This is a genomic window from Archangium primigenium (genome assembly GCF_016904885.1).
GTDB lineage: Bacteria > Myxococcota > Myxococcia > Myxococcales > Myxococcaceae > Cystobacter > Cystobacter primigenius.
This window is the reverse complement of sequence record NZ_JADWYI010000001.1, coordinates 886,404-907,067: the sequence shown is the minus strand read 5'-3', so window position 1 is coordinate 907,067 and position 20,664 is coordinate 886,404. Positions and strand designations below refer to the sequence as shown.

Annotated in this window: 23 protein-coding genes; 8 read left to right on the top strand and 15 right to left on the bottom strand. The window is 72.4% G+C overall.

Annotated features, from left to right (window positions below):
- Positions 1–240 precede the first annotated feature (240 nt).
- Positions 241–900 (top strand): SCO family protein, encoded by a 660-nt coding sequence (locus I3V78_RS03890; protein WP_204484971.1) that lies wholly within the window; start codon positions 241–243, stop codon positions 898–900.
- A 115-nt stretch (positions 901–1,015) separates the two neighbouring features.
- Here I3V78_RS03890 and I3V78_RS03885 read toward each other — a convergent pair whose 3' ends face one another.
- The 3 genes from I3V78_RS03885 to I3V78_RS03875 form a co-directional block, all read right to left on the bottom strand.
- On the bottom strand, positions 1,016–1,438 hold the full coding sequence (locus I3V78_RS03885; protein WP_204484970.1) for a hypothetical protein: 423 nt from the start codon (positions 1,436–1,438) through the stop codon (positions 1,016–1,018).
- Between the two features lie 117 nt (positions 1,439–1,555).
- Entirely contained in the window at positions 1,556–1,990 is a 435-nt protein-coding gene (locus I3V78_RS03880) for a hypothetical protein (protein WP_204484969.1), read from the bottom strand.
- Positions 1,991–2,076: 86 nt separating this feature from the next.
- Entirely contained in the window at positions 2,077–2,625 is a 549-nt protein-coding gene (locus I3V78_RS03875; RefSeq protein WP_204484968.1) for an O-acetyl-ADP-ribose deacetylase, read from the bottom strand.
- A gap of 146 nt (positions 2,626–2,771) precedes the next feature.
- On the opposite strand from I3V78_RS03875, the gene I3V78_RS03870 reads away from it, so the two are divergent.
- The gene (locus tag I3V78_RS03870) at positions 2,772–3,251 is read left to right on the top strand and encodes a hypothetical protein (protein WP_204484967.1); all 480 of its coding nucleotides are present in this window, start codon (positions 2,772–2,774) and stop codon (positions 3,249–3,251) included.
- Positions 3,252–3,313: 62 nt separating this feature from the next.
- On the opposite strand, the gene I3V78_RS03865 is transcribed toward I3V78_RS03870, so the two are convergent.
- The 7 genes from I3V78_RS03865 to I3V78_RS03835 form a co-directional block, all read right to left on the bottom strand.
- Positions 3,314–3,862 carry a Fis family transcriptional regulator gene (locus I3V78_RS03865; protein WP_338023461.1) on the bottom strand — a complete coding sequence of 183 codons (549 nt, stop codon included), beginning with the start codon at positions 3,860–3,862 and terminating at the stop codon, positions 3,314–3,316.
- A gap of 151 nt (positions 3,863–4,013) precedes the next feature.
- Positions 4,014–4,445 (bottom strand): type II secretion system protein GspG, encoded by a 432-nt coding sequence (locus tag I3V78_RS03860; RefSeq protein WP_338023460.1) that lies wholly within the window; start codon positions 4,443–4,445, stop codon positions 4,014–4,016.
- A 10-nt stretch (positions 4,446–4,455) separates the two neighbouring features.
- Positions 4,456–5,958, bottom strand: coding sequence for a cyclic di-GMP-binding domain-containing protein, MshE-related (locus I3V78_RS03855; RefSeq protein WP_239576283.1), 1,503 nt, complete (start codon positions 5,956–5,958; stop codon positions 4,456–4,458).
- Between the two features lie 128 nt (positions 5,959–6,086).
- The gene (locus I3V78_RS03850) at positions 6,087–7,931 is read right to left on the bottom strand and encodes a sensor histidine kinase (protein ID WP_204484965.1); all 1,845 of its coding nucleotides are present in this window, start codon (positions 7,929–7,931) and stop codon (positions 6,087–6,089) included.
- A 129-nt stretch (positions 7,932–8,060) separates the two neighbouring features.
- Entirely contained in the window at positions 8,061–8,852 is a 792-nt protein-coding gene (locus I3V78_RS03845; RefSeq protein WP_204484964.1) for a hypothetical protein, read from the bottom strand.
- 70 nt (positions 8,853–8,922) lie between these two features.
- Positions 8,923–9,777, bottom strand: coding sequence for a tryptophan 2,3-dioxygenase (locus tag I3V78_RS03840; RefSeq protein WP_204484963.1), 855 nt, complete (start codon positions 9,775–9,777; stop codon positions 8,923–8,925).
- A gap of 84 nt (positions 9,778–9,861) precedes the next feature.
- Positions 9,862–10,419 carry a cell wall protein gene (locus tag I3V78_RS03835; RefSeq protein ID WP_204484962.1) on the bottom strand — a complete coding sequence of 186 codons (558 nt, stop codon included), beginning with the start codon at positions 10,417–10,419 and terminating at the stop codon, positions 9,862–9,864.
- Positions 10,420–10,914: 495 nt separating this feature from the next.
- Here I3V78_RS03835 and I3V78_RS03830 point away from each other — a divergent pair, with 495 nt between their 5' ends.
- Genes I3V78_RS03830 through I3V78_RS03820 form a run of 3 tightly spaced genes read left to right on the top strand, consistent with a single transcriptional unit; the run spans position 10,915 to position 13,446 of the window.
- Positions 10,915–11,604 (top strand): lysophospholipid acyltransferase family protein, encoded by a 690-nt coding sequence (locus I3V78_RS03830; RefSeq protein WP_239576282.1) that lies wholly within the window; start codon positions 10,915–10,917, stop codon positions 11,602–11,604.
- The gene (locus I3V78_RS03825) at positions 11,597–12,472 is read left to right on the top strand and encodes an alpha/beta fold hydrolase (protein ID WP_204484960.1); all 876 of its coding nucleotides are present in this window, start codon (positions 11,597–11,599) and stop codon (positions 12,470–12,472) included. Before I3V78_RS03830 ends, I3V78_RS03825 begins: the two co-directional genes overlap by 8 nt.
- 38 nt (positions 12,473–12,510) lie before the next feature.
- The gene (locus tag I3V78_RS03820) at positions 12,511–13,446 is read left to right on the top strand and encodes a proline dehydrogenase family protein (RefSeq protein ID WP_204484959.1); all 936 of its coding nucleotides are present in this window, start codon (positions 12,511–12,513) and stop codon (positions 13,444–13,446) included.
- Here the strand turns inward: I3V78_RS03820 and gor are convergent.
- The gene (gene gor, locus I3V78_RS03815) at positions 13,443–14,858 is read right to left on the bottom strand and encodes a glutathione-disulfide reductase (RefSeq protein WP_204484958.1); all 1,416 of its coding nucleotides are present in this window, start codon (positions 14,856–14,858) and stop codon (positions 13,443–13,445) included. The two genes, I3V78_RS03820 and gor, sit on opposite strands and share 4 nt — an antisense overlap.
- Positions 14,859–15,026: 168 nt before the next feature.
- On the opposite strand from gor, the gene I3V78_RS03810 reads away from it, so the two are divergent.
- On the top strand, positions 15,027–15,521 hold the full coding sequence (locus I3V78_RS03810; protein WP_204484957.1) for a hypothetical protein: 495 nt from the start codon (positions 15,027–15,029) through the stop codon (positions 15,519–15,521).
- 52 nt (positions 15,522–15,573) lie between these two features.
- Here the strand turns inward: I3V78_RS03810 and I3V78_RS03805 are convergent, their stop codons facing one another.
- The 3 genes from I3V78_RS03805 to I3V78_RS03795 all read right to left on the bottom strand — a co-directional run bounded on the left by I3V78_RS03805 (position 15,574) and on the right by I3V78_RS03795 (position 17,240).
- Positions 15,574–16,008: a hypothetical protein gene (locus I3V78_RS03805; RefSeq protein ID WP_204484956.1), complete on the bottom strand. Its 435-nt coding sequence runs from the start codon at positions 16,006–16,008 to the stop codon at positions 15,574–15,576.
- Between the two features lie 140 nt (positions 16,009–16,148).
- A complete protein-coding gene (locus I3V78_RS03800; protein ID WP_204484955.1) occupies positions 16,149–16,751 on the bottom strand; it encodes a Uma2 family endonuclease in 603 nt (200 codons plus the stop codon).
- An 81-nt stretch (positions 16,752–16,832) separates the two neighbouring features.
- Positions 16,833–17,240 carry an OsmC family protein gene (locus tag I3V78_RS03795; protein WP_204484954.1) on the bottom strand — a complete coding sequence of 136 codons (408 nt, stop codon included), beginning with the start codon at positions 17,238–17,240 and terminating at the stop codon, positions 16,833–16,835.
- Between the two features lie 143 nt (positions 17,241–17,383).
- Between I3V78_RS03795 and I3V78_RS03790 the strand changes: the two genes are divergently transcribed.
- Complete coding sequence (locus I3V78_RS03790) at positions 17,384–18,019, top strand: YigZ family protein (protein WP_204484953.1); 636 nt, start codon at positions 17,384–17,386, stop codon at positions 18,017–18,019.
- A 4-nt stretch (positions 18,020–18,023) separates the two neighbouring features.
- Here the strand turns inward: I3V78_RS03790 and I3V78_RS03785 are convergent, their stop codons facing one another.
- A complete protein-coding gene (locus I3V78_RS03785) occupies positions 18,024–19,007 on the bottom strand; it encodes an SDR family NAD(P)-dependent oxidoreductase (protein ID WP_204484952.1) in 984 nt (327 codons plus the stop codon).
- A gap of 217 nt (positions 19,008–19,224) precedes the next feature.
- On the opposite strand from I3V78_RS03785, the gene I3V78_RS03780 reads away from it, so the two are divergent.
- The gene (locus tag I3V78_RS03780) at positions 19,225–20,658 is read left to right on the top strand and encodes a phytoene desaturase family protein (protein WP_204484951.1); all 1,434 of its coding nucleotides are present in this window, start codon (positions 19,225–19,227) and stop codon (positions 20,656–20,658) included.
- Positions 20,659–20,664: the final 6 nt, after the last annotated feature.

Sequence of the window (20,664 nt, the reverse complement as noted above, 5' to 3'; positions counted from 1 at the left end):
CCGCGGGGGATGACTCTGGATGGTTCGGGAATGGGCATGGGTGAGCCAGACATGGGCTTAGCAGAGCGTGGTGACGGGTGCCCGGCCCGGTGGTCCCGACTGTTGGACGCCCACCGCTCGGACAGTGGGGGAGTGTGCGCGCTGTCCCCCCGGGTCCACCGCCCGTCAGCCGACCACCCCGCCGGGAGGGGCCCTTGTGCCCCCGGGGCGCATCCGTTAGGGACGGGACGAGGCTCCGCCATGTCGACGATTCCCGATCCCTCGCCCGCCGCCCCGTCCGCGCCCCCGCGCCCCGCGCCCACCTTCTTCTGGGTGGCCCTGCTCGCCACCGCCGCCGTGTGCCTGCTCCTGCTCGGCGTGGCGCTGGTCCGCCCGGGGGACAAACCTCCAGAGCGGCTCGGCGCCCTGCCGGACTTCACCTTCACCCGCCAGGACGGCCAGCCCTTCGGGCGCGCGCAGCTGCTCGGGCGCCCCTTCGTGGCCAACTTCATCTTCACCCGCTGCCCCACCATCTGCCCCGTCTTCACCCAGAAGATGGCGCGGCTGCAGAAGCTGACCGAGGGGGAGCGCCTGGCGCTGGTGTCCTTCTCCGTGGACCCGAAGTACGACACGCCCGAGCGGCTCAGCGCGTACGCGACGCGCCACCACGCGGACCCCACGCGCTGGAGCTTCCTCACCGGCGACTACACGCGCCTGCAGGACACGGTGGTGGGGGGGTTCAAGATCGCCATGGGCCGCAACGGCGAGGACGAGAACGACATCCCCAGCATCTTCCACGGCTCGCACTTCGTGCTGGTGGACGGCTCGGGGGAGATCCGCGGCTACTACAACAGCGAGGACGACGACGCGGTGGAGCGGCTGCGGCGGGATGCCGGGTGGCTCTTGCGCGCGGGGGGGTAGAAAGACCGAGGGCCGGTCTCCCCCGGGCGAAGCGCCTCGGGAGAACCGGCCCTGGACCGCGCACGGCCCCTCATCGGGGCGCTGGCGCCCCTCATCGGGGCGGTGCGGCGGGGGACTACTGCGCGCCGACCAGCTTCTGGGCGTGGGCGTGGGCGAAGATGTTCTGCAGGTTGATGTTGCCCTCGGGCGAGATGCCGCCGCTGACCTGCTTGGCGATGCCGCCGACCTTCTGGGCCAGGTCGCCAATCTTGGAGATGGTGGGCATCGCCTTGGCGAGGAAGCCCAGGCCGCCCAGCGGGCCGCCGGCGACGAACGACAGGGCGTTGTCGAGGAACTTGTCGGCGAAGGGCTTGATGAAGTTGCCGATGCCGAAGGGGAGCTTGTCGAGGAGGCCACCGGCCAGCTTCTTGATGGGCTCCATCAGCTTGCTCAGGGGCTGCTGGATGAAGTTGGTGACCTTGCCGACCACGTCCGCGACCTTGCCGACCACGCCCGCGACCTTGCCAATCGCCTTGGTGATGCCCTTGATGAAGCCCATGTGAGTAACCTCGGAGTGTGTTCCCGGCCGCGGGGCCGGAAGGTGTTTGTCAGGGAGCCCCGCGTGAGCGGGAGTACAAAAAGATTATCGGGGGAGGAATTTCGGAGTTGTTTCCGATCAGTTGATTCGTCCGCCGCCCTTGCGCACCTGGTCCATCAGCTCCTGGCTCTTGGCGCTGTCCACCTTGGGCTGCTGCGAGCCCTCGGCGCCCGACAGGGACGGCTTGCCGTCGCCCTTGTGCGAGGCGTCGAAGCCGGACTGGTCGTGGCGCACCGACTCCAGGCCCAGCTCGCCCTTGGCGCCCGCGACGAAGAAGCGGCCCACGTCCTCGGCGGTGGGGGCGGTGTAGCCGGCCTGCTTGAGCTCCTCGTCCGAGGCGACGCTGAGCACGGGCTCCTTCTCCGGGTTCATGGCGTAGTCCACCACCATGTCCGCGTAGGCGTTGAGCTCCAGCCCCACCGCGGTGGCGATGCGCTTGCTGTCGGGATCCTCCAGCACCTTGGCGCGGATCTGCTCGGCGGTCTGCTTCGTACGGGGCTTCTGCTCGCTCATTGGCGGGACTCCAGTCTCGGGCTTCAGGGAAAGAGGCCCGGGACTGTAGCCCAGCACCCGAGGTGCGGCCAGACAGCGGCCATCCGTCAACGCGCGGAGTCCAGTTGGGCCAGGGTGCGCTGGTACACGGCCAGGTCCGCGTCCGTGTAGAGCACCGCCGTCACGCGCTCGAGCGCGGGCTGACGCGCGAGCGCCTCGCGCATGGCGCGCAGGGCGATGGGGGCCGCCTCCTCGATGGGAAAGCCATAGAGGCCCGTGGACAGCGAGGGGAAGGCCACCGTGCGCAGCCCATGCGCTTGCACCAGCAAGAAGGCATGGCGGTAGCAGCTCGCGAGCAGCGCGTGCTCGCCGTGTTGCCCCCCGCGCCACATGGGCCCCACCGCGTGGATGACATGGCGGGCCGGCAGCCGCCCCGCGCCGGTGATGCGGGCCTCGCCCGTGGGACAGCCCCGCATCTTGAGGCACTCGGCGCGCATCTCCGGCCCCGCCGCCCGGTGCATGGCCCCATCCAGCCCCCCGCCCCCCCGGAGCGAGGCGTTGGCCGCGTTGACCAGCGCGTCCGCGGGCACCGTGGTGAGGTCACCCCGAATCAGCACCAGCCGGTCGGTCTCCGTCGAACAGGGGGCATCAGTCATCGAGGGCTCCTGGACACGTGCTCCGCCCAGCAGGCAGGCGGAGGGCCGGGGTTTGACGCGGTGCTTCCAATCCCCACCCGCGTGCATACCTTGCTCGGGCATCCATACAACGCCCGACAGTGCACACGATACGGGAGGGAGACGACATGGCGACGCTCACGACGCGTCTGGTGGGGAAGGTGAGGCAGGCGGCGCTCCAGGCCGGGGCCCGCGGCGTGCGGTACCTCGTGGAGGGGACCACCGCGGCGGCCAAGACGGTGGACCAGTGGCATGCAACCCTCACCGAACGGCTCGAGGCGCACACGCCCGCGCGCACGACGGTGGAGACGGTGAGCACCCCGCCTCCGTCCACGCCCGAGCCGGCCCTCAGCGCCCAGGCCCGGGCCACCGCGGAGGAGCTCCTCCAGGAGGCACGGGCCGTGGAGCAGCGCATCCGGGGCGCCCGCACCGCGCGCCACCCGCTGCGCATCTCCGTCACGGCCGAGCCCGAGGCCCCGCCGCGCTCGCGGGGACGCAAGACGACCGCGGCGGCCACCTCGCCCAAGCGCGCGAGCGCGCCCAAGGCGGGAGCGCCTGGAGGCTCCACCGGGGGCTTCAAGGCCAAGCGCGGCCAGAAACACCGCTAGCCCCACCGCGGGCGGCCCGTGAGGTGGACCCCGGGGCGTGGACCCCGGGGGCCGAGCGGCGCCTAGCCCCGGGTGACCTTGGGCGAGGCGGTGCGCGGCGCGCTCCGGCTGGAGGGCATGCGCCCCGTGCGCACCGAGATGCCCACCGCCTTGAGCTGGGCGGTCTTCTCCGCCGCCTGTCGCTCGGCCTCGGCCTTGCGGACGGCCTCGTCGGCGGCGAGCTGCGCGCGGCGCTGGGCCACGCGCTCGCGCATGCCCTCGGCCGTCAGGTCCACGTGGGCCCGGTGCAGTCGGTAGAGCAAATCCTCGCGCAGGGTGCCCTTGCCCCGCGCGGGCTCCACCCCGCCCGACAGCCCCACCACCAGCTTGGGCCGCTCCTCCTGCGTCTGCAGGCAGCGCACGATGAGCCCCTGGGACGCGGCGCTCAACCGCCCCACGTCCGGGATGAACACCACGCCCCGAGGGCGGTGCAGCGCCTCGGCGAGCTGCTCGTTCTGGCGAACCTCCACCAGCGTGCCTTCCTGGAGGAAGTTGCGCGAGACAACCATCGCCCATGTGCGCCGCTCGTCCTCGGTTCCACCCGTCAGCAGGACCGATACCCGGTTCGCCACGAGCTCCTCTTCACCATATCCACTCGGTGTCAAAGGCGACCTCCCTGGTCATGACCGCTCATGAACAAACCTTAACGCAAACGGAGGTTATCCGTCGAACCCGGAAGAGCATTCCCGGGCCGGAAAACCGGCCTCCCGTGCGCGAAAGGCCCTACCGGCCGGTCGGCACGGGGTGCCCGTCGTGGTTGGTATGATCCTGATTGGCGCCGTTGCCGCCCCGGAGCCCATCCGCCCCGTAGGCCTGGAGGAAGGGAGTCCGGCCGTCGCTCGCATAGAGGTAGGGGTGGCCCCACGGATCCTCGGGCAGCGAGGACAGGTAGCGCGGCACCAGGAAGGACAGGTCCCCCTCCTCGGGCAGGGAGCCATGGTCCACCCGGTAGGCCTCGGCCGCGGCGAGGATGCGGGCGAAGTCCGCGTGGACGGCGTCCTGGCCGGGGTCGTGTTTGCCCTTGAGCCCGAGCCACACGGCCAGGCCGATGGCCACCGGGGCCACGGCCAGGAAGTACACCATGGGGTGCGGGCCGCGCCGGGGGGGCGTCGGGCCCGGGGCGGCGGGGGTCGTCGGAGCGAGGGGGGCGGTCACCCCCCGGGGACTACCACAGGGCGCGGAAGAGGGGCACCGGGTGGGGTTTGCCCTTGAGCCGCACGGGCGGTAGCTCCTCGAAGCCGGCCTCATGGCCGGGCAGCACCGTGACCGTGCGCTCGCCCACCAGGATCTCCCCCGGGCCCGCCAGGGCACACAGGCGCGCGGCCACGTTCACCGCGTCCCCGATGCACGTGTACTCCGCGCGCACCGCGCCGCCGATGTTGCCCGCCACCGCCACGCCCGTGTTGATGCCGATGCCCAGCTCCAGCGTGAGCGGCCGGCCCTGGCGCGTCGTGGCCCACTCGGCCTCGGCGCGCTGGCGCAGCTCCGCCATGAACACCATCATCATCTTGGCGGACTGGAGCGCGCGCAGGGCGTCGTCCTCGCGGAACACCGGCGCGCCGAACACCGCCATCAGCCCGTCCCCGAGGAACTTGTCCAGCGTGCCCCCGCACGTGAGCACCGCGTCCGACAGGCCCCCGAGCACCTGGTTGAGCACGCCCACCGTCTGCTCGGGCGGCAGGCTGTCCGCGAGCCCCGTGAAGTTGCGGATGTCCGCGAAGAGCGTCGTCACCTCGCGCTTCTCGCCCGTGAGCACCACCGTGTCCGGGCTCTTGAGGATCTCCTCCACCACCGCGTCCGAGGTGTAGCGGGCGAAGAGCTTGCGCATGCGCTCGGTCTCGCCCGTGCGCCGCATGACGCTCTCGATCCGCGCCGCCAGCTCGTCCATGGAGGCCGACTTGTTGACGTAGTCGTCCGCGCCCGCGCGCAGGCCCCCCACCCGCTCGGCCTCGTTGTCGTTGGCCGTGAGGATGATGACGGGCATGGCCCGCGTGGGGCCCTCCTTGAGCCGCCGGCACAGTTCCACCCCGTCCAGCCCCGGCATGTCCAGGTCGCTCAGCACGATGGCCGGCTGCACCTTGTTCACCTGCTCCAAGGCCTCGTACGGGTCCTGGAAGCACACCACCTCGTAGCCGAGCGACACCAGCCCGTCCTGCACGAAGGCGCACGCGAGCGGGCTGTCATCCACCACCATGACGCGGTGGTGGCCCTCGAGCGGCTGGGACCGGGCCTCGGGCTCGGGGCGGCCCGCGCGGCCCTGCAGGGCGAGCCCCTCGTAGAGCTGCTTGTAGGTGCAGTAGCCCTGCTCGACGAGGATCTCCCCCAGCTTGCGGCCCGCGGAGCGGCGTTGCAGGGCGAGCGCCTCGTCGAGCTGGGCGACGGTGAGGTACTTGAGCCCCACCAGCACCTCGCCGAGCGGCGGCTGCACGGGCACCACGCCCGGCGGCGGCGCGTTGAGGCCGAGCGCCTCGCCCAGGGCGGATTGAATCTGCTCGCGCGTGACGTAGCCCAGCGAGATGAGCGCCTCGCCCAGGCGCTGGCCATTGAGCGACTGCAGCGCGAGCGCCTCCTCGATCTGATTGGGCGTGACGATGCCGAGCTTGAGGAGCAGCTCGCCAAACAGCGGGCTGTCCAGGCGCGGCCCGGTGTCCTGGGTCGGACGGGTCAACGGACGCTCGACCTCCGTGAGGGGTGATGTTCCAAGCGCGCGAGCCTACCCCAGCGCCCCGCCAGGGAAACATCCTTCGGGGGGCGCCGCCCGCTTCCCGGACACAACCGGGCGGCAAAAATTTCCCCCTAGTCGCGCGGCAGCTCCACGGTGAAGGTGGCGCCCTCCCCCGGCGCGCTCTGCACGTGGATGGCCCCGCCGTGCGCGTCGACGATCTCCCGGGAGATCCACAGCCCCAGGCCCAGCCCCTGGGAGCGCGGCTCCGGCCCGGCCCGCCCGAAGCGCTCGAAGAGGCGCGGCCGGTCCCCCGGGGCGATGCCCTGGCCCTGGTCCTTCACCACCAGCCGGACCCGCTCGCGCGCCGCGGGCTCCACCCGCACCTCCACGGGCCGGCCCCGTCCGTGCCGGGCCGCGTTGGACAACAGGTGGCCGAGCACCTGCTCGAGCCGCGCCCGATCCCACCGGCCCGTCGTCTCGGCGTCCGCGGCCAGCCGCACCTCGCACCCGCCCCGGCCGAACGCCTCCGCCATGCGCCCCACCGTGTCGCGCGCGAGCGCCGCCAGGTCCACCTCCTCGCGCTCCAGCCGGAGCCGGCCCGACGTAATCCGCCCCGCGTCCAGCAGCGCGTTCACCAGCGAGCCCAGCCGCTCGCTCGAGCGCTCCGCGCGCGCCACCCGCTGCGCCAGGTCCGGCGGCAGGGTCACCTCGCGCGCCATGCGGGCGAGCAGCTGGACCTGCAGCCGCAGCGCGCTCAACGGCGCCTCCAGCTCGTGCCCGGCCACCGACAGGAAGTCGTCCCGCTGGCGCATGCCCTCGATGGCCACCGCATGGGTCCGCGCATCCGCGATGGCCAGGGCCGCGCGCTCGGCCACGCAGCCGAGCAGCCGCACCTCGTCCTCGTCGTGGGGCCCGTGTCCGCCCGCCACGTCGCGCACCACCCCGAGCGAGCCGAACACCCGCCGCCGCGCCACCAGCGGCACCACCACCAGGCTCTGCGCCCCGTAGCGCTCGAGGTACGGCAGGTACTCCGGCAGGGTCCCGGCGGCCCGCGCCCGCTCGGCGTCCATGTCCGGCAGCCGCACCGGCTCGCCCCGCAGCGCCACGCCCCCGTGCAGGCCCTCGCCCAACCGCTGCCGCCGCGCGTGCACCGTGCCCGCGAGCAGTGCGCGCGCCTCGGGATCCGGATGGTGCAGCAGCACCGGCTCCAGGAAGCCCGCCTCGCCCACCAGGTGCAACACGCACCCGTCTCCCACCCCCTCGGACACCCGGTGCACGATGACCTCCAGCACCGTGGGCAGGTCCAACCCCGCCTCCGCCAGGAGCCGGTCCACCTCCCCCCGCGCCCGCAGCCGCGCCACCTGACGCTGGGCGGCCGTCAGGGCCCGGCGCGACTCGCGCAAGAGCCGCGCGGTGTCGAGCACCAGCCCCGCCCGCCCCGCCAACTCCTCGGCGAGCATGCGGTCCGCCTCGGTGAAGCCCGCGCGGGCCGGGCCCCGGACGAGCGACAGCGCACCCACGCACTGGTGGCGCGTGCGCAGCGGCACCACGAGCAGCGAGCCGCCTCCGTCCATGGGCTCGGCCGCGTCCACCCTCCGCGGGCCCAGGCCGGTGACGAGCAGCGCGCGGCCCGAGCGCACCACCTCGGTGAGCGCCGAGGGCCGGACGCGCTCGGGCGTGCAGGCCTCGACGGCCGCGTCCCGGGCCCCCCGCTCGGGCCCCGCGCGCCGCACGGTGAGCCGCCGCAAGGCGCCGTGCGCGTCGAGGAAGTCCACGGCGCACCAGTCCGCGAAGGCCTCCACGGCGAGCTGGGCCACGGCCCCCACCGCCTCCTCCCCGTCGAGGGGATCGCCCAGCAGGCGCCCCGCCTCCACGAGCAGTCGCAGGCGCACCTCCGCCGCCTCCGCCCGGGCCCGCTCCAAAGCGGACGACGCGGGCTCCACCGCGCACACCATGTCTTCTTGGGGCATTCGCATGCCCACCCCCCCGCCCAGTCTGAACGGCTCCCCCCCGGGCGTGGTCCGAGCCTGACAGGAAGCCCCGGCTTTGACCATCCGCCTTCCCGGAAAACCGTCCAATCCGAGATGAAATGTCTTTCCGTGTGCTCAGGGTGAGGCGGGACGCCGGGAGGCGGCGCGGGCGGACTCGGGAAAGTCCAAGGGCGCCAGGAGGCTGTCCGCGAAGCGTTGCACACACGCCTCGGCGGTGGGCTGGGCGGCCGACGGCAACACCTCACACTGGCGGCGCGCGAGGCTCTCGGGCGCGGAGAGCACCCGCGCCAGCCGCTCGAGGTACAGCGACCAGTCCGCCTGGGAGAGTTTGCGTCCGGGCAGGGCCGCCGCGGCCCCATGGGCGGGGGCGAGGGACGCGGCGCGCTGGACCTGGGTCCGGTGGTCGAGCAGGAATTGACGGGCCGTGCGCGCCGCGCCGCCCTGGGCCTCGAAGACGGGCCCGAGCGCGGACCACTCCCCCCGCGCCCAGACGTCCAGGTAGAAGCCCCGCCAGGCGAACTGGCGTTGCTGACATTCACTGCGCGTCAGGCCATACCCCGTCCCCATGAAGCGCTCCCCGGTGGAGACATCCATCCAGGTGACCTCCTCCATGACGGCGCACGCATCCGACACCCAGCGCTCGTAATCCGCCTGCAATGCCAGCACCTGCCCGGCGAGCGCCGGGGTGGGGCGCTTGCCCGCGGCCCCCGCCTTGGCCGAGGCCAGCACCTTGTCGAGCGCCCGGCCCATGGCCTTGCGCAGACACTCGGCGTGTTCCTCCTCGCGCACCTTGAGGTCCATCGTGGACTGGGGGGTCTGCTTGGGGGTGGTACAGGCACGCCCCGCCCAGCCCATCACGGCGGGAGGCGTGGTGGACAGGAGCAACGCGAGCGGAAGCACGAGCATGCCCTCCGCTCTAGCATGGGCTCCTCGGGCCGCTCACCCCACGGGGTCGCCAGATGAACACTCGGAAACGCTAGCGTCCCGCCGGGGGCGTGAGTTCCGTGCGCACATCCCACAACTCCGGGAAGAAGCGCAGGTCCAACGCCTTGCGCAAGAAGCCCACCCCGGACGAGCCGCCCGTGCCGGACTTGAAGCCGATGACCCGCATCACCGTCATCATGTGGCGGTAGCGCCACAGCTGGAAGCGCTCCTCCACGTCCACCAGCTTCTCGCACATCTCGTACGCGTCCCAGTGCCGCTCGGGGTTCTCGTAGATGCCGCGGAAAACTTCCACCACCGCGTCGCTCTTCTCATAGGGCTGACGCCAGTCGCGCTCGATGCGATCCAAGGGCACCGCGTGGCCCTTGCGCGACAGGTGGCGCAGGAACTCGTCATACACGCTGGGTGAGGCCAACAGCCGCTCGAGCTGCGCGTGCTCATTGGACAGATGCCGGAAGGGCGCGAGCGTGGCCTCGTTCTTGTGCCCCAAGAGGAACTCCAACGCGCGGTATTGATGGCTCTGGAAGCCCGAGGCCTGCCCCAGGGCGCCTCGGAACTCGAGGTACTCGTTGGGGGTGAGGGTTTCCAACACGCTCCACTGCTCGAAGAGCATGCGTTGGATGTGGCCCACGCGGCTGAAGATCTTGAAGGACGGCTCCAGCTCGTCCTTCTGGATGTAGCGGATGACGGCCGCCAGCTCGTGCACGAGCAGCTTCATCCACAGCTCGCTCGTCTGGTGCTGGATGATGAAGAGCAGCTCGTCGTGGTGGGGGGGCTGCGAGCGGGGGACCTGCGCGGAGAGCAGACGCTCCAGCTGCAAGTACTCGCCGTAGGTGGTCCGACCGGACAGGTCGGTGTAGATGCCAGGCTCCAGCTCACGCTTGTTCATGGGCGGAGCATGGCGGGCCCCCCCGAGGCCCGCAAGAGGACCGGCGCGCTCCCGTGGGAGACCGCCGGCCCGCCTCCCGCGGGACTAGCCCGCGTTCTTCGCGGCCTCGGCCAGGGCCTTGGCGGCGGCGCGACCGCGCGGCAGCTTGATGTCTTCCACGCTATTGGGGGCCGCGTAATCCTTCCACTCGGAGGGACGGCGGTTGGTCTTCTCGAGCATGCGCAGCTTCTGGTAGTGCGCGGCGCAGTAACCCTTGGTGCGGCTGGGCTTGCCACAGCCCTGGATGGCGCAATCCCGCGCGCCGCCCTCGTCGGCCGGCTTGCGACCGCGGCGCTTGCCACCCGCGGAGCTGGAGGACGAGTTGGAGGAAGAGGACGAGGAGGACGACGACGAGCCGCTGCTCTTGGGAGGACGGCCCGGGCTGCGGCGCGCCGGCGTGGACGCCGAGGAACGGCCGCCACCGGAGACACCAAACAGGGGACCCACGGCGCTCGCCAGGGGCGCGAGCTGCTCGGCCACGCTGCGCAGGCTGTCGAGGTCCGAGGTGCCCGCCTCCAGGCGGGAGACCAGGTCGCGCAGCGGCTTGAGCTGCGCCTCGATCTCGTTACGAACCATTTCTCGGAAAGCCTTGTCGACCGACATGCGGATGGATCCTCTGCGTTGGGGATGGGCCGCCACCCGTTGGGGCGAGCGCATCATGGGGGGGTTGCTGTTGGAACCTTTCTACACAACAGCTGAGCAAACATAACGCCATAAAGACACGGTTTGTCGATTAATTTGAAGTAAATCTCGCGGCTGCCGCGAGTCCCGCTGCTACATCTGAACGCGTTTTCAGCCCCCTTTTCGAGACAGGAAAGCCGCCGCGAGAGGCTTCACACCGAAGGGGACAAAGCCTCGCGGGGCCCGCGACCTCCTCCCGGCGAACGCGTGTATTCCACTCTCCGTCGAGGTAGCGCGGGGCGTCAAGGCTGGGTTCGCCGCCAATCCAACACTCCCCTGCGACCGGGGGGCAGGGGTTGGCAAGGGAGCGAGCGGTCCCGGGTCTCCGAGGGAGAACGCGGGAGAAGGGGGTTGGACAGATGCCGTCCGAACGGACCATCCCCAAATTCATTCCCCGTGGACGCCCCTTTGAATTCCTTGCGCCGTGCAGTCATCCGCTTCGCCGAGACCGGTGCCGCGCTCTCCGCGCGCTATCACCGGGCCCGCTTGCTCGACGCCGGGCACCTGCCCCGCTCGGGGCCCGTGTTGCTCGTGGGCAATCATGGCCTCTGGGGTTACGAGACCCCGGCGTTCTTTCACCTGATACAGCGCGCTACAGGGCGCTATCCCCTGGGGCTGGCCGAGCGGGGCTTCTTCAAGATTCCCGTGGTGAGGACAGTCCTGCCCTGGCTGGGGGGGGTGGAAGGCACCCGGGACAATGCCATGGAAACCCTGCGCCAGGGTCATCTGGTCGTCTGTTATCCCGGAGGCGCCTGGGAAACCTTCAAGAAACCCGGGCACCACTACACGCTGCGCTGGGAGGGCACGCTCGGCTTCGCCCGCCTCGCGGCCCGGGCGCAGGTGCCCGTGCTGCCCTTCGCCGGGTATGGCGTGGATGGGACGTTTGTCTGTCCCGAGGATGAACGCTGGCACGTATCACTGGCACCGGGTGAGAAGTACCGGGTGCCGCTGGGCATGCCCGTGCCCCTGCCCGTGCAGATGACCTTCGCGCTGGGCGAGCCCCTGATTCCGCCGCCCGCCACGGCCTCGGACGAGGCGTTGCAAGGCTTCCGCGAGCGCATCGCCTCGCGCGTGCGCCACCTGCTGGTGAGGGCCTGTCATGCCTGAGGCCTCCCTGACCGCGGCCGCCTCGGAGCTGCCCTCCCGGCTCGTTCCCGAACCCGAGGACATCCAACACGGCTATGAATTGCCGTGCGAGGAGCGCCGGGTCCGGGGCGCCACGAGCCGCCTGTTCACCTTTCCCGGCGGGTGCGAGGACCCCACGCGCACGGTCGTCTGTCTGCCAGGACTCGGCGCCTCGGGCCGCTCGTTCGCGCCCATGCGCCCCCTGGCCGAGGACTGGCGGCTGCTCTTGTGGACCCCGCCCCTGCAGACGCCGCTGACCCATACGCCGCTGCAATGGAACCTCGCGTCCCTCACCCATCCGGACGCCCAGCTGCCCGAGCGCTTCGCCCTGGTGGGCTCGTCCTTCGGCAGCCTCATCTCCCTGGCGTTCGCCCTGGAGCACCCCGAGCGGCTCAAGGCCCTGGTGCTCGTGTCCCCGGTGGCGAGCGTGCGGCGCGTGCGGCGCGGCGCGGTGGCCCTGTCCACCCTGGTGCGCATTCCCAAACCCTTCGCCTTCCTCTTCGCGCCCACCGTGGCGCGCATCATGGGCGGCCGCTTCCTGCCCCCCGAGGGGCGCGCGGAGATCGTCCGCGAGGCGCGCCGCATCGCGCCCCTGGAGATGTTGCGGCGGCTCAAGGACATCCTCGACGCGGACTACCTCGGCGCCCTGGAGCGGCTGCGGGTGCCCACGCTCGTGATTCACGGGGGCCGGGACAAGCTCGTCACCCTGGCGTCCGCCCGGGACGTGGCCACGCGCATTCCCGGCGCCCGGCTGGAGGTGCTCCGCGAAGCGAGTCACCTGCCCTACATGAGCCATACCGACGCCTTCAATGCCTTCGTCGGGGACTTCCTGTCCCAACACACCACCTGACGCCCTTACCTGACCCGTCTTTCGGGGACCCCATCACCATGGACCAGACCACCCACCTGTCACGCGCCGCGTTGATGTTCCTCTCGCGCCGCGAGGGATTGAAGGACGTCGCCACCCACGTGCCCGCGCTGGCACGTGTCGCCCGGCGCTTCATCGCCGGCGAGCGGCTGGAGGACGCCGTGGCCGCGGTGAAGGAATTGAACGCGCGCGGGCTCACGGTGTCCTTCGACCACCTCAACGAGACGGTGCGCGACCCCACCGAGGCCGCCGAGGAGGTGCGCGAGTACCTGCGCCTGCTCGCGCGCATCGACCAGGTGGGCGCCCGGGGCAATGTCTCGCTCAAGCTCACCCAGTGCGGTCTGCTGTTCGACCGGGAGCTCGCCCTGGCCAATGCCCGCCAGGTGGTGGCCGAGGCCGCCCGTCGCCATACCTTCGTGCGCATCGACATGGAGCAGAGCGCCGTCACCCAGCCCACGCTGGACATCGTGCGCGCGCTGCACCGGGAGTTCGGCCAGGCGCACGTGGGCGCCGTGCTCCAGAGCAGCCTCTACCGCACCGAGGCCGATGCCCACGCCCTGTGCGCCGAGGGCATCCGCATCCGGCTGTGCAAGGGCGCCTACCTCGAGGGCCCCGACGTGGCCTACCCCGACAAGCGCGACGTGGACGAGAGCTACCTGCGCACCATGCGCGTGCTGCTCGACAGCGGGCTGTACCATGGCATCGCCACGCACGACGAGCGGATGATCGACGAGACGCTCGCCTACGCCCGCCAGAAGGGGCTCACGCCCGGCACCTTCGAGTTCCAGATGCTCTATGGCATCCGCCGGGACTTGCAGGAGCGGCTGGTGAAGGAGGGCCACCCGGTGCGCGTCTACGTGCCCTATGGCACGCACTGGTACCCCTACTTCATGCGCCGGCTCGCCGAGCGCCCCGCCAATGTCTGGTTCGTCCTGAAGAACTTCTTCCAGGGCTAGTCCACGCTCTTGCGCGCGTCGTGGCCGAGTTCCCCCGCGGACTCGGCCTCGGGCTCGGGGCGCTTGTCCCGCAGCGTCACGAACTCCTCGGCCGCCGTGGGGTGGATGCCCACCGTGGCGTCCAGTTGCCGCTTCGTCACGCCGCACTTGAGCGCCACCGCCAGGCCCTGGAGGATCTCCGGCGCGTCCGCTCCCACCATGTGAAAGCCCAGCACCCGGCCGCCGTCCGGCTCGCAGATGACCTTGATGAGCGTGCGCTCCTCCCGCCCGCTCAGCACGTGTTTCATCGGCCGGAAGGTGCTCACGTACACGTCCACCGCGCCGTGCTTCTCGCGCGCCTCGCGCTCGGTGCACCCCACCGCGCCCACCGGCGGCTGGCTGAACACCGCCGAGGCCACCCCCGTGTGGTCCATGCTCCGCTCCTGCCCGTTGAAGAGGCCCTCGGCCACCGCGCGGCCCTCGGCGATGGCCACCGGCGTGAGGTTGATGCGATCCGTCACGTCCCCCACCGCGAGGATGCTCTCCACGCTCGAGCGCGAGTGCGCGTCCACGCACACCGCGCCCCGCTCGTCCAGCTTCACCCCCGCCGCTTCCAGCCCCAGGCCCTTCGTGTGGGGCACGCGCCCCGTGGCGAACAGCACCGCGTCCACCTCCAGCGTCTCCCCCATGCCCGTGAGCACGCTGAGCGAGCCATCCGGCCGCTTCTCCACGTCCGCCACCTGCGTCTCCGGCCGCAGGTCCACGCCCTTCTTGCGCAGCTCCTGCGTGAGGAAGGCGCGCACGTCGTCATCGAAGCCGCGCAGCACCGTGGAGCCCCGGAAGAACATCGTCACCCGCGCCCCCAGCGCGCGGAAGATGCCCGCGAACTCCACGCCGATGTAGCCCGCCCCCACGATGAGCAGCCGCCGGGGCACGGCCTTCAAGCTCAAGGCGTCATCCGACGTGAGCCCATGCTCGACGCCCTTCACCCGCGGCAGGGAGGGAAACGAGCCCGTGGCCACGAGCACGTGGCGCGCCGTGTAGCGCTGCTCCCCCACCTCCACCGTGTGCGCGTCCACCACCCGGCCCCGCCCCTGGATGACGCGGACCCCGGAGTCCTTGAGCATCCGGCGGTAGACGCCCTCCAGCCGCTCCAGCTCCTTGTCCTTGGCCGCCTGGAGCGTGCCCCAGTCGAAGCGCGGCGGCTCCGCCAGGGTCCAGCCATGGCCCGCCGCGTCCTCGAACTCCTCGCGGAAGTGCGCGCCGTAGACGAGCAGCTTCTTGGGCACGCAGCCGCGGTGCACGCAGGTGCCGCCCACCTGGTTCTCCTCGCACAGCGCCACCCGGGCCCCCAACGCCCCCGCGCGGCGGCTCGCCGCCACCCCTCCCGAACCTCCGCCAATGGTGAACAGATCGAAGTCGTAATTGGCCATGGGTCCAAGGTGAACATGCCCCCTGGGCCGCGTCCCCCTTTTGCCATGGGCCCTGTGGAGGAGCCAACGCCTCGGCTGGCGCCTCGCTCCGCCACCAACACGCCCGATCCCGACATGACAGGGCGCCCACCGTCCCCATGTTGAGACATAGACGCGGCGAGGTGACACGTGAGCGCGATTCCACAGACGTCGGGCGCCATCGCGGGCGCCCTCGGGACCCTGGCCCTGAGTGCCCTCGAGCCCTTTCGGGATGCCCTGCTGGGTCGGCCGCCCGTGTACGCCGTGACGCCCCTGCTCACCCGCGCCGCCCGGCGGGCCTGGGGCATCCGGCTCGCGCCCCCTTCCGCGCAGCGCTGGGGACTCGCCACCCGATGGGTGTATGGCCCCACCATCGGCGCGCTCTACGCGGCCCTGCGTCCGCGGCTGCCCGCCTCCGTCCGGCTCGGGGGCCTCGCGCTCGGGGCCGCCGTGGGCCTGTTCGAGGCCGTGAGCTTTCCCCTCCTGCGCGTCACCCCGCCCCGGCGCCAGTGGAGCCGGGGAGAGAAGCTCGCCCTGGGGCTCCAGGTGCTGCTCTTCGGCGTCGTCACCGAGGCCGCGCTGTCCCGACAACGGCACGCGCCTCGAGGCCCCGGCCCCCGGCCCATGGGCCCGGCCGACGCCTGATGCGCGTCTTCCTCCTTATATAGGCCTGGAGTACAGGGTCCGGCGGTCCGGCTCAGAAGAGCGAGGCCTCCGCCGTGTCCTGGGACAGGTCCACCAGCGCCTCGCCGAGCACCTCGCTCGTGTCGCCGTCCAGCGAGCTGCTCAGGGCCGCCATGAAGTCGCGCGCGTCGTCGGCCGACATGCCCTCGCCCTGGAGCAGCTGGGCCAGCGTGTCCCGCGCCTGCGAGGCCACCTGCTCCTCGCTCCACTCCGCCTGGCCCGCGCCGCCCGAGCCCGCGCCCACCAGGTCCTGCTCGGGGAAGTGCAGCAGCTGGCCCAGGCGCTCGCCGCCGTGCGCCGCCGCGGCGCCGAAGCTGTCCTTCTGTCCCACCCGGCCCTTGGCCTGCGCCGGGGCGGCCGTCTGGGTCCGGGGCGCCGCCACCGCGCGCTGCGCCTGGGCGGCGCGGGCGGTGTTCATCGGGAGCGAGACGGCGGCGGCGCGGACCATGGGGCGGTTCCTCGGGAAGGGACGACACGGGGACATAAAGCACGGCGCATGCCAGCCCTCCGCGCCGCCCGAGGGGTTCCAACCCCTTGAATTTCCTTGGCTCACTCCCTCCGGACCGGCGGCGCCCTGGTGACTCGCGTCTAGCCCTGGTGACTGCTGTCACCAGGCGCCACGGGCCGGGGCGGCGCCCAGAGCCGCACCAAGGGCAGGGGCTCGGCGCCGAAGGGCTCCGCGTGGATCACCTCGTCCCCGCCATGCCGGCCCACCGTCCGCCAGCCCGGCGGCTCCCGGCGGAACACCTCCACCGTCCGGGCCCGCGGGTCCACCAGCCACGCATGCCCCACGCCCTGCTGGTGGTAGAGCGCCAGCTTGCGCCCGCGATCCAACGCCGCCGTGGACGGGGACAGCACCTCGCACACCCAATCGGGTGCCACGTCGAAGGCGGGCGCATCGCGCGCGAACAGGTCCGGCACCCGCTCGCACCGCCACGCCGCCAGGTCCGGCACCAGCACCTGCGCGCCCAGGTGCAGCTCCGGCTCGTCCAGCACCCACCACCCGCCCCGCCCGCCCTGGCCCTCGCCGAACGCGGCGCCCAGCCGGACCCCGAGCGCCGACGCCGACCAGGCGTTCCACTTCGCCGGCCGGGGAAACGCCCACAGCGCGTCGTCGATGAGCTCGCCCACCCACCCGACCGGCAGCGCCTCGAGGTCCTCGTACGTCGCCGGAAACTTCACCTTGCCCATGTCACCCCACCGTTGCGCCGGGCCCCGCGCCCGACCGCTCCCATCCTATCGCGGGGGCTGACATTTCCGGTAGGGTGGGGCTCACTCCGCCAGGGGCTCGGTCACGATCTCCACCGTCGCCGACGTCATCAGCTTGTGCAGCGGGCAGCGGGCGGCCACGTCGTGCAACCGCCGCCGCTCCTCGGGGCTCAGCGCGCCGTGGAAGGTGAGCGCCACCCGGAGCGTGTAGTGGCCCTCGCGCTCCCGGGACGCGTCGCGCGTGACGTGCGTCTCCACCCGCTCCAGGGCCAGGCCCGCCTTGCGCGCGTACCACGTGGCCGTGAGCGCCTTGCACGCCGCGAGCGAGGCGTCGAAGTAGTCATGGGGATCGGGCGCCGAGCCCTCGCCGCCCGCTTCGGCGGACACGTCGGCGTGGAGCACGTGGGCGCCCACGTGGAGGACCTGGCGGAAGGCGCGGGGCTGCTCGGTGGTGGCGGTGACGGAAGGCATGGCGGGCTCCTGGGGCCGTGGGGACGGAGGCGCACGTTAGCCAGGACGGGCGAGGAGGATTAGCCGAAGGGCCTGGCACACACTGTCGCGCGGGTGGAACAGTCCGGCGCGTGCACGGGCGCCCCGCTAGAGTGGACGGCGCCATGGGAGAGGAAGCCAGACGCTACCGCGTCCCCGCGCGTGTCCACCGGGTGGAGCAGGAGATCCAGAAGAGCCGCTTCCTCACCACGGCCGCCCCGGCGCCCACGGTGGAGGAGGCCCGCGCCTTCATCGCCCGCGTGCGCGCGGAGTTCCCCGATGCCACGCACAACTGCTGGGCCTTCTCGGTGGGCCCGCCCGGCTCCACCGCCCAGGTGGGCATGAGCGACGACGGCGAGCCCCACGGCACCGCGGGCCGCCCCATGCTCACCGCGCTCCTGCACGGGGGCGTGGGCGAGGTGGCGGTGGTGGTCACCCGGTACTTCGGCGGCACGCTGCTGGGCAAGGGGGGCCTGGTGCGCGCGTACACGGGCTCTGTGCAGCAGGCGCTCGAGTCGCTGCCCACGGTGGAGCGGGTGCGCCGGGTGCGCGTGGCCATCGAGCTGGAGTACACGAGCGTGGACGGCGTGCGCCGGCTGCTGCCCGCGCACGAGGCGGAGCTGGTGGCGGAGACGTACGCCGCCACCGTGGGCTACCAGGTGCTCCTGCCCGAGCACCGGCTGCCGGACTTCCACCAGGCGCTGCTCGACGTGACGCTCGGCGACGTGCTCGTCGAGGTGCGCGAGGAGCCCGAGGCCTGAGGGCTCAGCGCACCGCGCGCGAGAGCCCCGCCATGCCGAGCACCACGCCGCCCGCGAGCACCGCCAGGCCCGCGGTGGCCGAGTAGCGCAGCCAGCCGGGCGTGGGGGGCACGGGTCCCCGAGGGCCGAAGGTGCCCGCCATGGGCTTGAACAGGTTGCCCTCGGGGCGGTGCACGGACGTCTCGCGCTGCTGCATGCGCACGCCGAAGCGGCCCAGCACCCAGTCACCCGCCCACGGCGCCAGGGTGTCCATGGCGAGGATGAGCCAGCCCTGGAGGAACACCGGCACGCGCGTCTTTCCCGGCCGTCGCGCGGCGGCGACGATGGAGCGCGCCACCACGTCCACGTCATACGTGGGCGGCACCGGCTGCGGCGCGCGGGACAAGAGCGTGGGCGCGTGGGCGAACATGTTGGTGTCCACCGAGGGCACCAGGATGTTGGACACGGAGATGCCCGTGCCCGACAGCTCCAGTTGCAGCGACTTGGCCCAGCCGAGCGTGGCGTGCTTGCTCGCGGTGTACGCGGACAGGAGCGGCGCGGCGCCCTTGGACAGCATGGACTGCACGTTGAGCACGTGGCCCGAGCCCTGGCGGCGGAAGTGCGGCATCACCGCGCGGGCGAAGCGCATGAAGCCCAGGCAGTTGACGTCCAGGATGCGGGTGATGTGCTCCCAGGGCAGCGCGTCGAACGCGCCATAAGACTGCACGCCCGCGTTGTTCACCAGCATGTCCACGCGGCCAAAGCGCGCCACGCACTCGGCCACCACGCGCTCCACGTCCTCCTGCACCGTCACGTCGCCGGGCACCACCAGACACTCGCCGCCCCGCTGGCGGATCTCATTGGCCAGCCACTCCAACGCCTCCACCGTGCGCGCCGTCACGCACAGCTTCATGCCCGCCTCCGCGAGCCGCCGCGCGGTCTGCCACCCCACCCCGCTCGACGCCCCCGTCACGATCGCGACCTGTCCCTTCAAATCCTGGCGTTTCATGTCCTGACCCCTCCCCTCGCCGGGCCGCGCCCCGCGGCAATCCTGGTCCTTCCGGACAGGATGGGGCCGATTCCCCTCCCCGGCAGGCAAGCCCCCCGCGCGCCTCGCCCGCCCGCCCGGGTGCCCCCACGCCAGACAACCTCGGACGTCCGGTGGTGAACGCATCACAGAGGCAGGCGTGCCCGTGACTCGTGAGGTCGGTTCAAGCTCGCGCGCCATGAGCGCGGTCCTCGATGCGGTGGTGGTGGGCGCCGGGCCCAATGGGCTCGCCGCGGCGGTGACCCTGGCCCGGGCGGGCCGCTCGGTGCGCGTGCTGGAGGCGGCCCCCACCCCCGGCGGCGGCGCGCGCTCGGCCGCGCTCACCCTGCCCGGCTTCATCCACGACGTCTGCTCCGCCGTGCACCCGCTCGCCGTCGCCTCGCCCTTCCTGCGCCAGTTGCCCCTGGGCGACCACGGCCTGGAGTGGGTGCACCCGGAGGCCCCGCTCGCCCACCCGTTGGAGGATGGCACCGCCGCCGTGCTGGAGCGCGACCTGGAGGCCACCGCCCGGAGCCTCGGCCCGGACGCCCGGCGCTACGTGCGCTGGATGCGCCCCATGGTGCGCGCCTTCGACGACGTGATGGCCCAGCTCGGCGACCCCTTCCACTTCCCGCGCCGGCCCCTGCGCCTGGCGCGCTTCGGCCTGCGCGCCCTGCGCTCCGCCCACGGCCAAGCGCTCGGGGCCTTCCGGGGGCCCCAGGCCCGCGCGCTCTTCGCCGGCGGCGCCGCCCACTCCTTCTCCGCGCTCGAGCGCCCCCTCACCTCCGCCTTCGGCATCCTCCTGCTCGCCTCGGGCCACGCCGTGGGCTGGCCGTTTCCGCGCGGCGGCACGCAGAAGCTCGTGGACGCGCTGGTGGGCTACCTCGGCGTGCTCGGCGGCGAGGTGGTGACGGGCGAGCGCGTGGAGAACGTGGACGCCCTGCCCCGCGCGCGCGCCGTGCTGCTCGACGTGTCGCCCGAGCAGCTCGTGAAGCTCGCGGGCCACCGGCTGCCCCCCGCGTACGTGGAGAAGCTCGGGCGCTACCGCCGGGGCCCGGGCGTCTTCAAGGTGGACTGGGCGCTCTCCGGCCCCATCCCCTGGCGCGCCCCCGGCTGCGCGCGCGCGGGCACCGTGCACGTGGGCGGCACCCTGGAGGAAATCGCCGCGAGCGAGGCCGCCGTGGCGCGCGGCGAGGCGCCCGAGCGCCCCTACGTGCTCGTCGCCCAGCACACGCCCTTCGACGACACCCGCGCGCCGCCCGGCCAGCACACCGGCTGGGCCTACTGCCACGTGCCCAACGGCTGCACCGAGGACATGACGGCGCGCATCGAGGCCCAGCTCGAGCGCTTCGCCCCGGGCTTCGGCGCGCGCATCCTCGCCCGGCACACGCGCTCGCCCGCGCAGTACGAGGCCTACAACGCGAACTTCCTGGGCGGCGACATCTCCGGCGGCGCCATGGAGGGCCTGCAACTGCTCGCCCGGCCCGTGGCGAGCCTCGTGCCCTACGCCACGCCGGACCCGCGCCTCTACCTGTGCTCGGCCTCCACGCCGCCGGGCGCGGGCGTGCACGGGCTGTGCGGCCACCTCGCCGCGCGCGCCCTGCTCCAGAGCGAGGTGTGGCGCACCGGGTAGCACCCA

What these genes read in the sequence shown, in the direction of transcription:
- I3V78_RS03800 (WP_204484955.1), bottom strand. Translation starts at nt 16,751, where the DNA reads ATGGGCAAGGTGAAGTTTCCGGCGACGTACGAGGACCTCGAGGCGCTG.
- I3V78_RS03835 (WP_204484962.1), bottom strand. Translation starts at nt 10,419, where the DNA reads ATGTCGGTCGACAAGGCTTTCCGAGAAATGGTTCGTAACGAGATCGAG.
- I3V78_RS03805 (WP_204484956.1), bottom strand. Translation starts at nt 16,008, where the DNA reads ATGGTCCGCGCCGCCGCCGTCTCGCTCCCGATGAACACCGCCCGCGCC.
- I3V78_RS03870 (WP_204484967.1), top strand. Translation starts at nt 2,772, where the DNA reads ATGGCGACGCTCACGACGCGTCTGGTGGGGAAGGTGAGGCAGGCGGCG.
- I3V78_RS03790 (WP_204484953.1), top strand. Translation starts at nt 17,384, where the DNA reads ATGGGAGAGGAAGCCAGACGCTACCGCGTCCCCGCGCGTGTCCACCGG.
- I3V78_RS03795 (WP_204484954.1), bottom strand. Translation starts at nt 17,240, where the DNA reads ATGCCTTCCGTCACCGCCACCACCGAGCAGCCCCGCGCCTTCCGCCAG.
- I3V78_RS03840 (WP_204484963.1), bottom strand. Translation starts at nt 9,777, where the DNA reads ATGAACAAGCGTGAGCTGGAGCCTGGCATCTACACCGACCTGTCCGGT.
- gor (WP_204484958.1), bottom strand. Translation starts at nt 14,858, where the DNA reads ATGGCCAATTACGACTTCGATCTGTTCACCATTGGCGGAGGTTCGGGA.
- I3V78_RS03850 (WP_204484965.1), bottom strand. Translation starts at nt 7,931, where the DNA reads ATGCGAATGCCCCAAGAAGACATGGTGTGCGCGGTGGAGCCCGCGTCG.
- I3V78_RS03875 (WP_204484968.1), bottom strand. Translation starts at nt 2,625, where the DNA reads ATGACTGATGCCCCCTGTTCGACGGAGACCGACCGGCTGGTGCTGATT.
- I3V78_RS03885 (WP_204484970.1), bottom strand. Translation starts at nt 1,438, where the DNA reads ATGGGCTTCATCAAGGGCATCACCAAGGCGATTGGCAAGGTCGCGGGC.
- I3V78_RS03890 (WP_204484971.1), top strand. Translation starts at nt 241, where the DNA reads ATGTCGACGATTCCCGATCCCTCGCCCGCCGCCCCGTCCGCGCCCCCG.
- I3V78_RS03785 (WP_204484952.1), bottom strand. Translation starts at nt 19,007, where the DNA reads ATGAAACGCCAGGATTTGAAGGGACAGGTCGCGATCGTGACGGGGGCG.
- I3V78_RS03825 (WP_204484960.1), top strand. Translation starts at nt 11,597, where the DNA reads ATGCCTGAGGCCTCCCTGACCGCGGCCGCCTCGGAGCTGCCCTCCCGG.
- I3V78_RS03780 (WP_204484951.1), top strand. Translation starts at nt 19,225, where the DNA reads ATGAGCGCGGTCCTCGATGCGGTGGTGGTGGGCGCCGGGCCCAATGGG.
- I3V78_RS03845 (WP_204484964.1), bottom strand. Translation starts at nt 8,852, where the DNA reads ATGCTCGTGCTTCCGCTCGCGTTGCTCCTGTCCACCACGCCTCCCGCC.
- I3V78_RS03880 (WP_204484969.1), bottom strand. Translation starts at nt 1,990, where the DNA reads ATGAGCGAGCAGAAGCCCCGTACGAAGCAGACCGCCGAGCAGATCCGC.
- I3V78_RS03820 (WP_204484959.1), top strand. Translation starts at nt 12,511, where the DNA reads ATGGACCAGACCACCCACCTGTCACGCGCCGCGTTGATGTTCCTCTCG.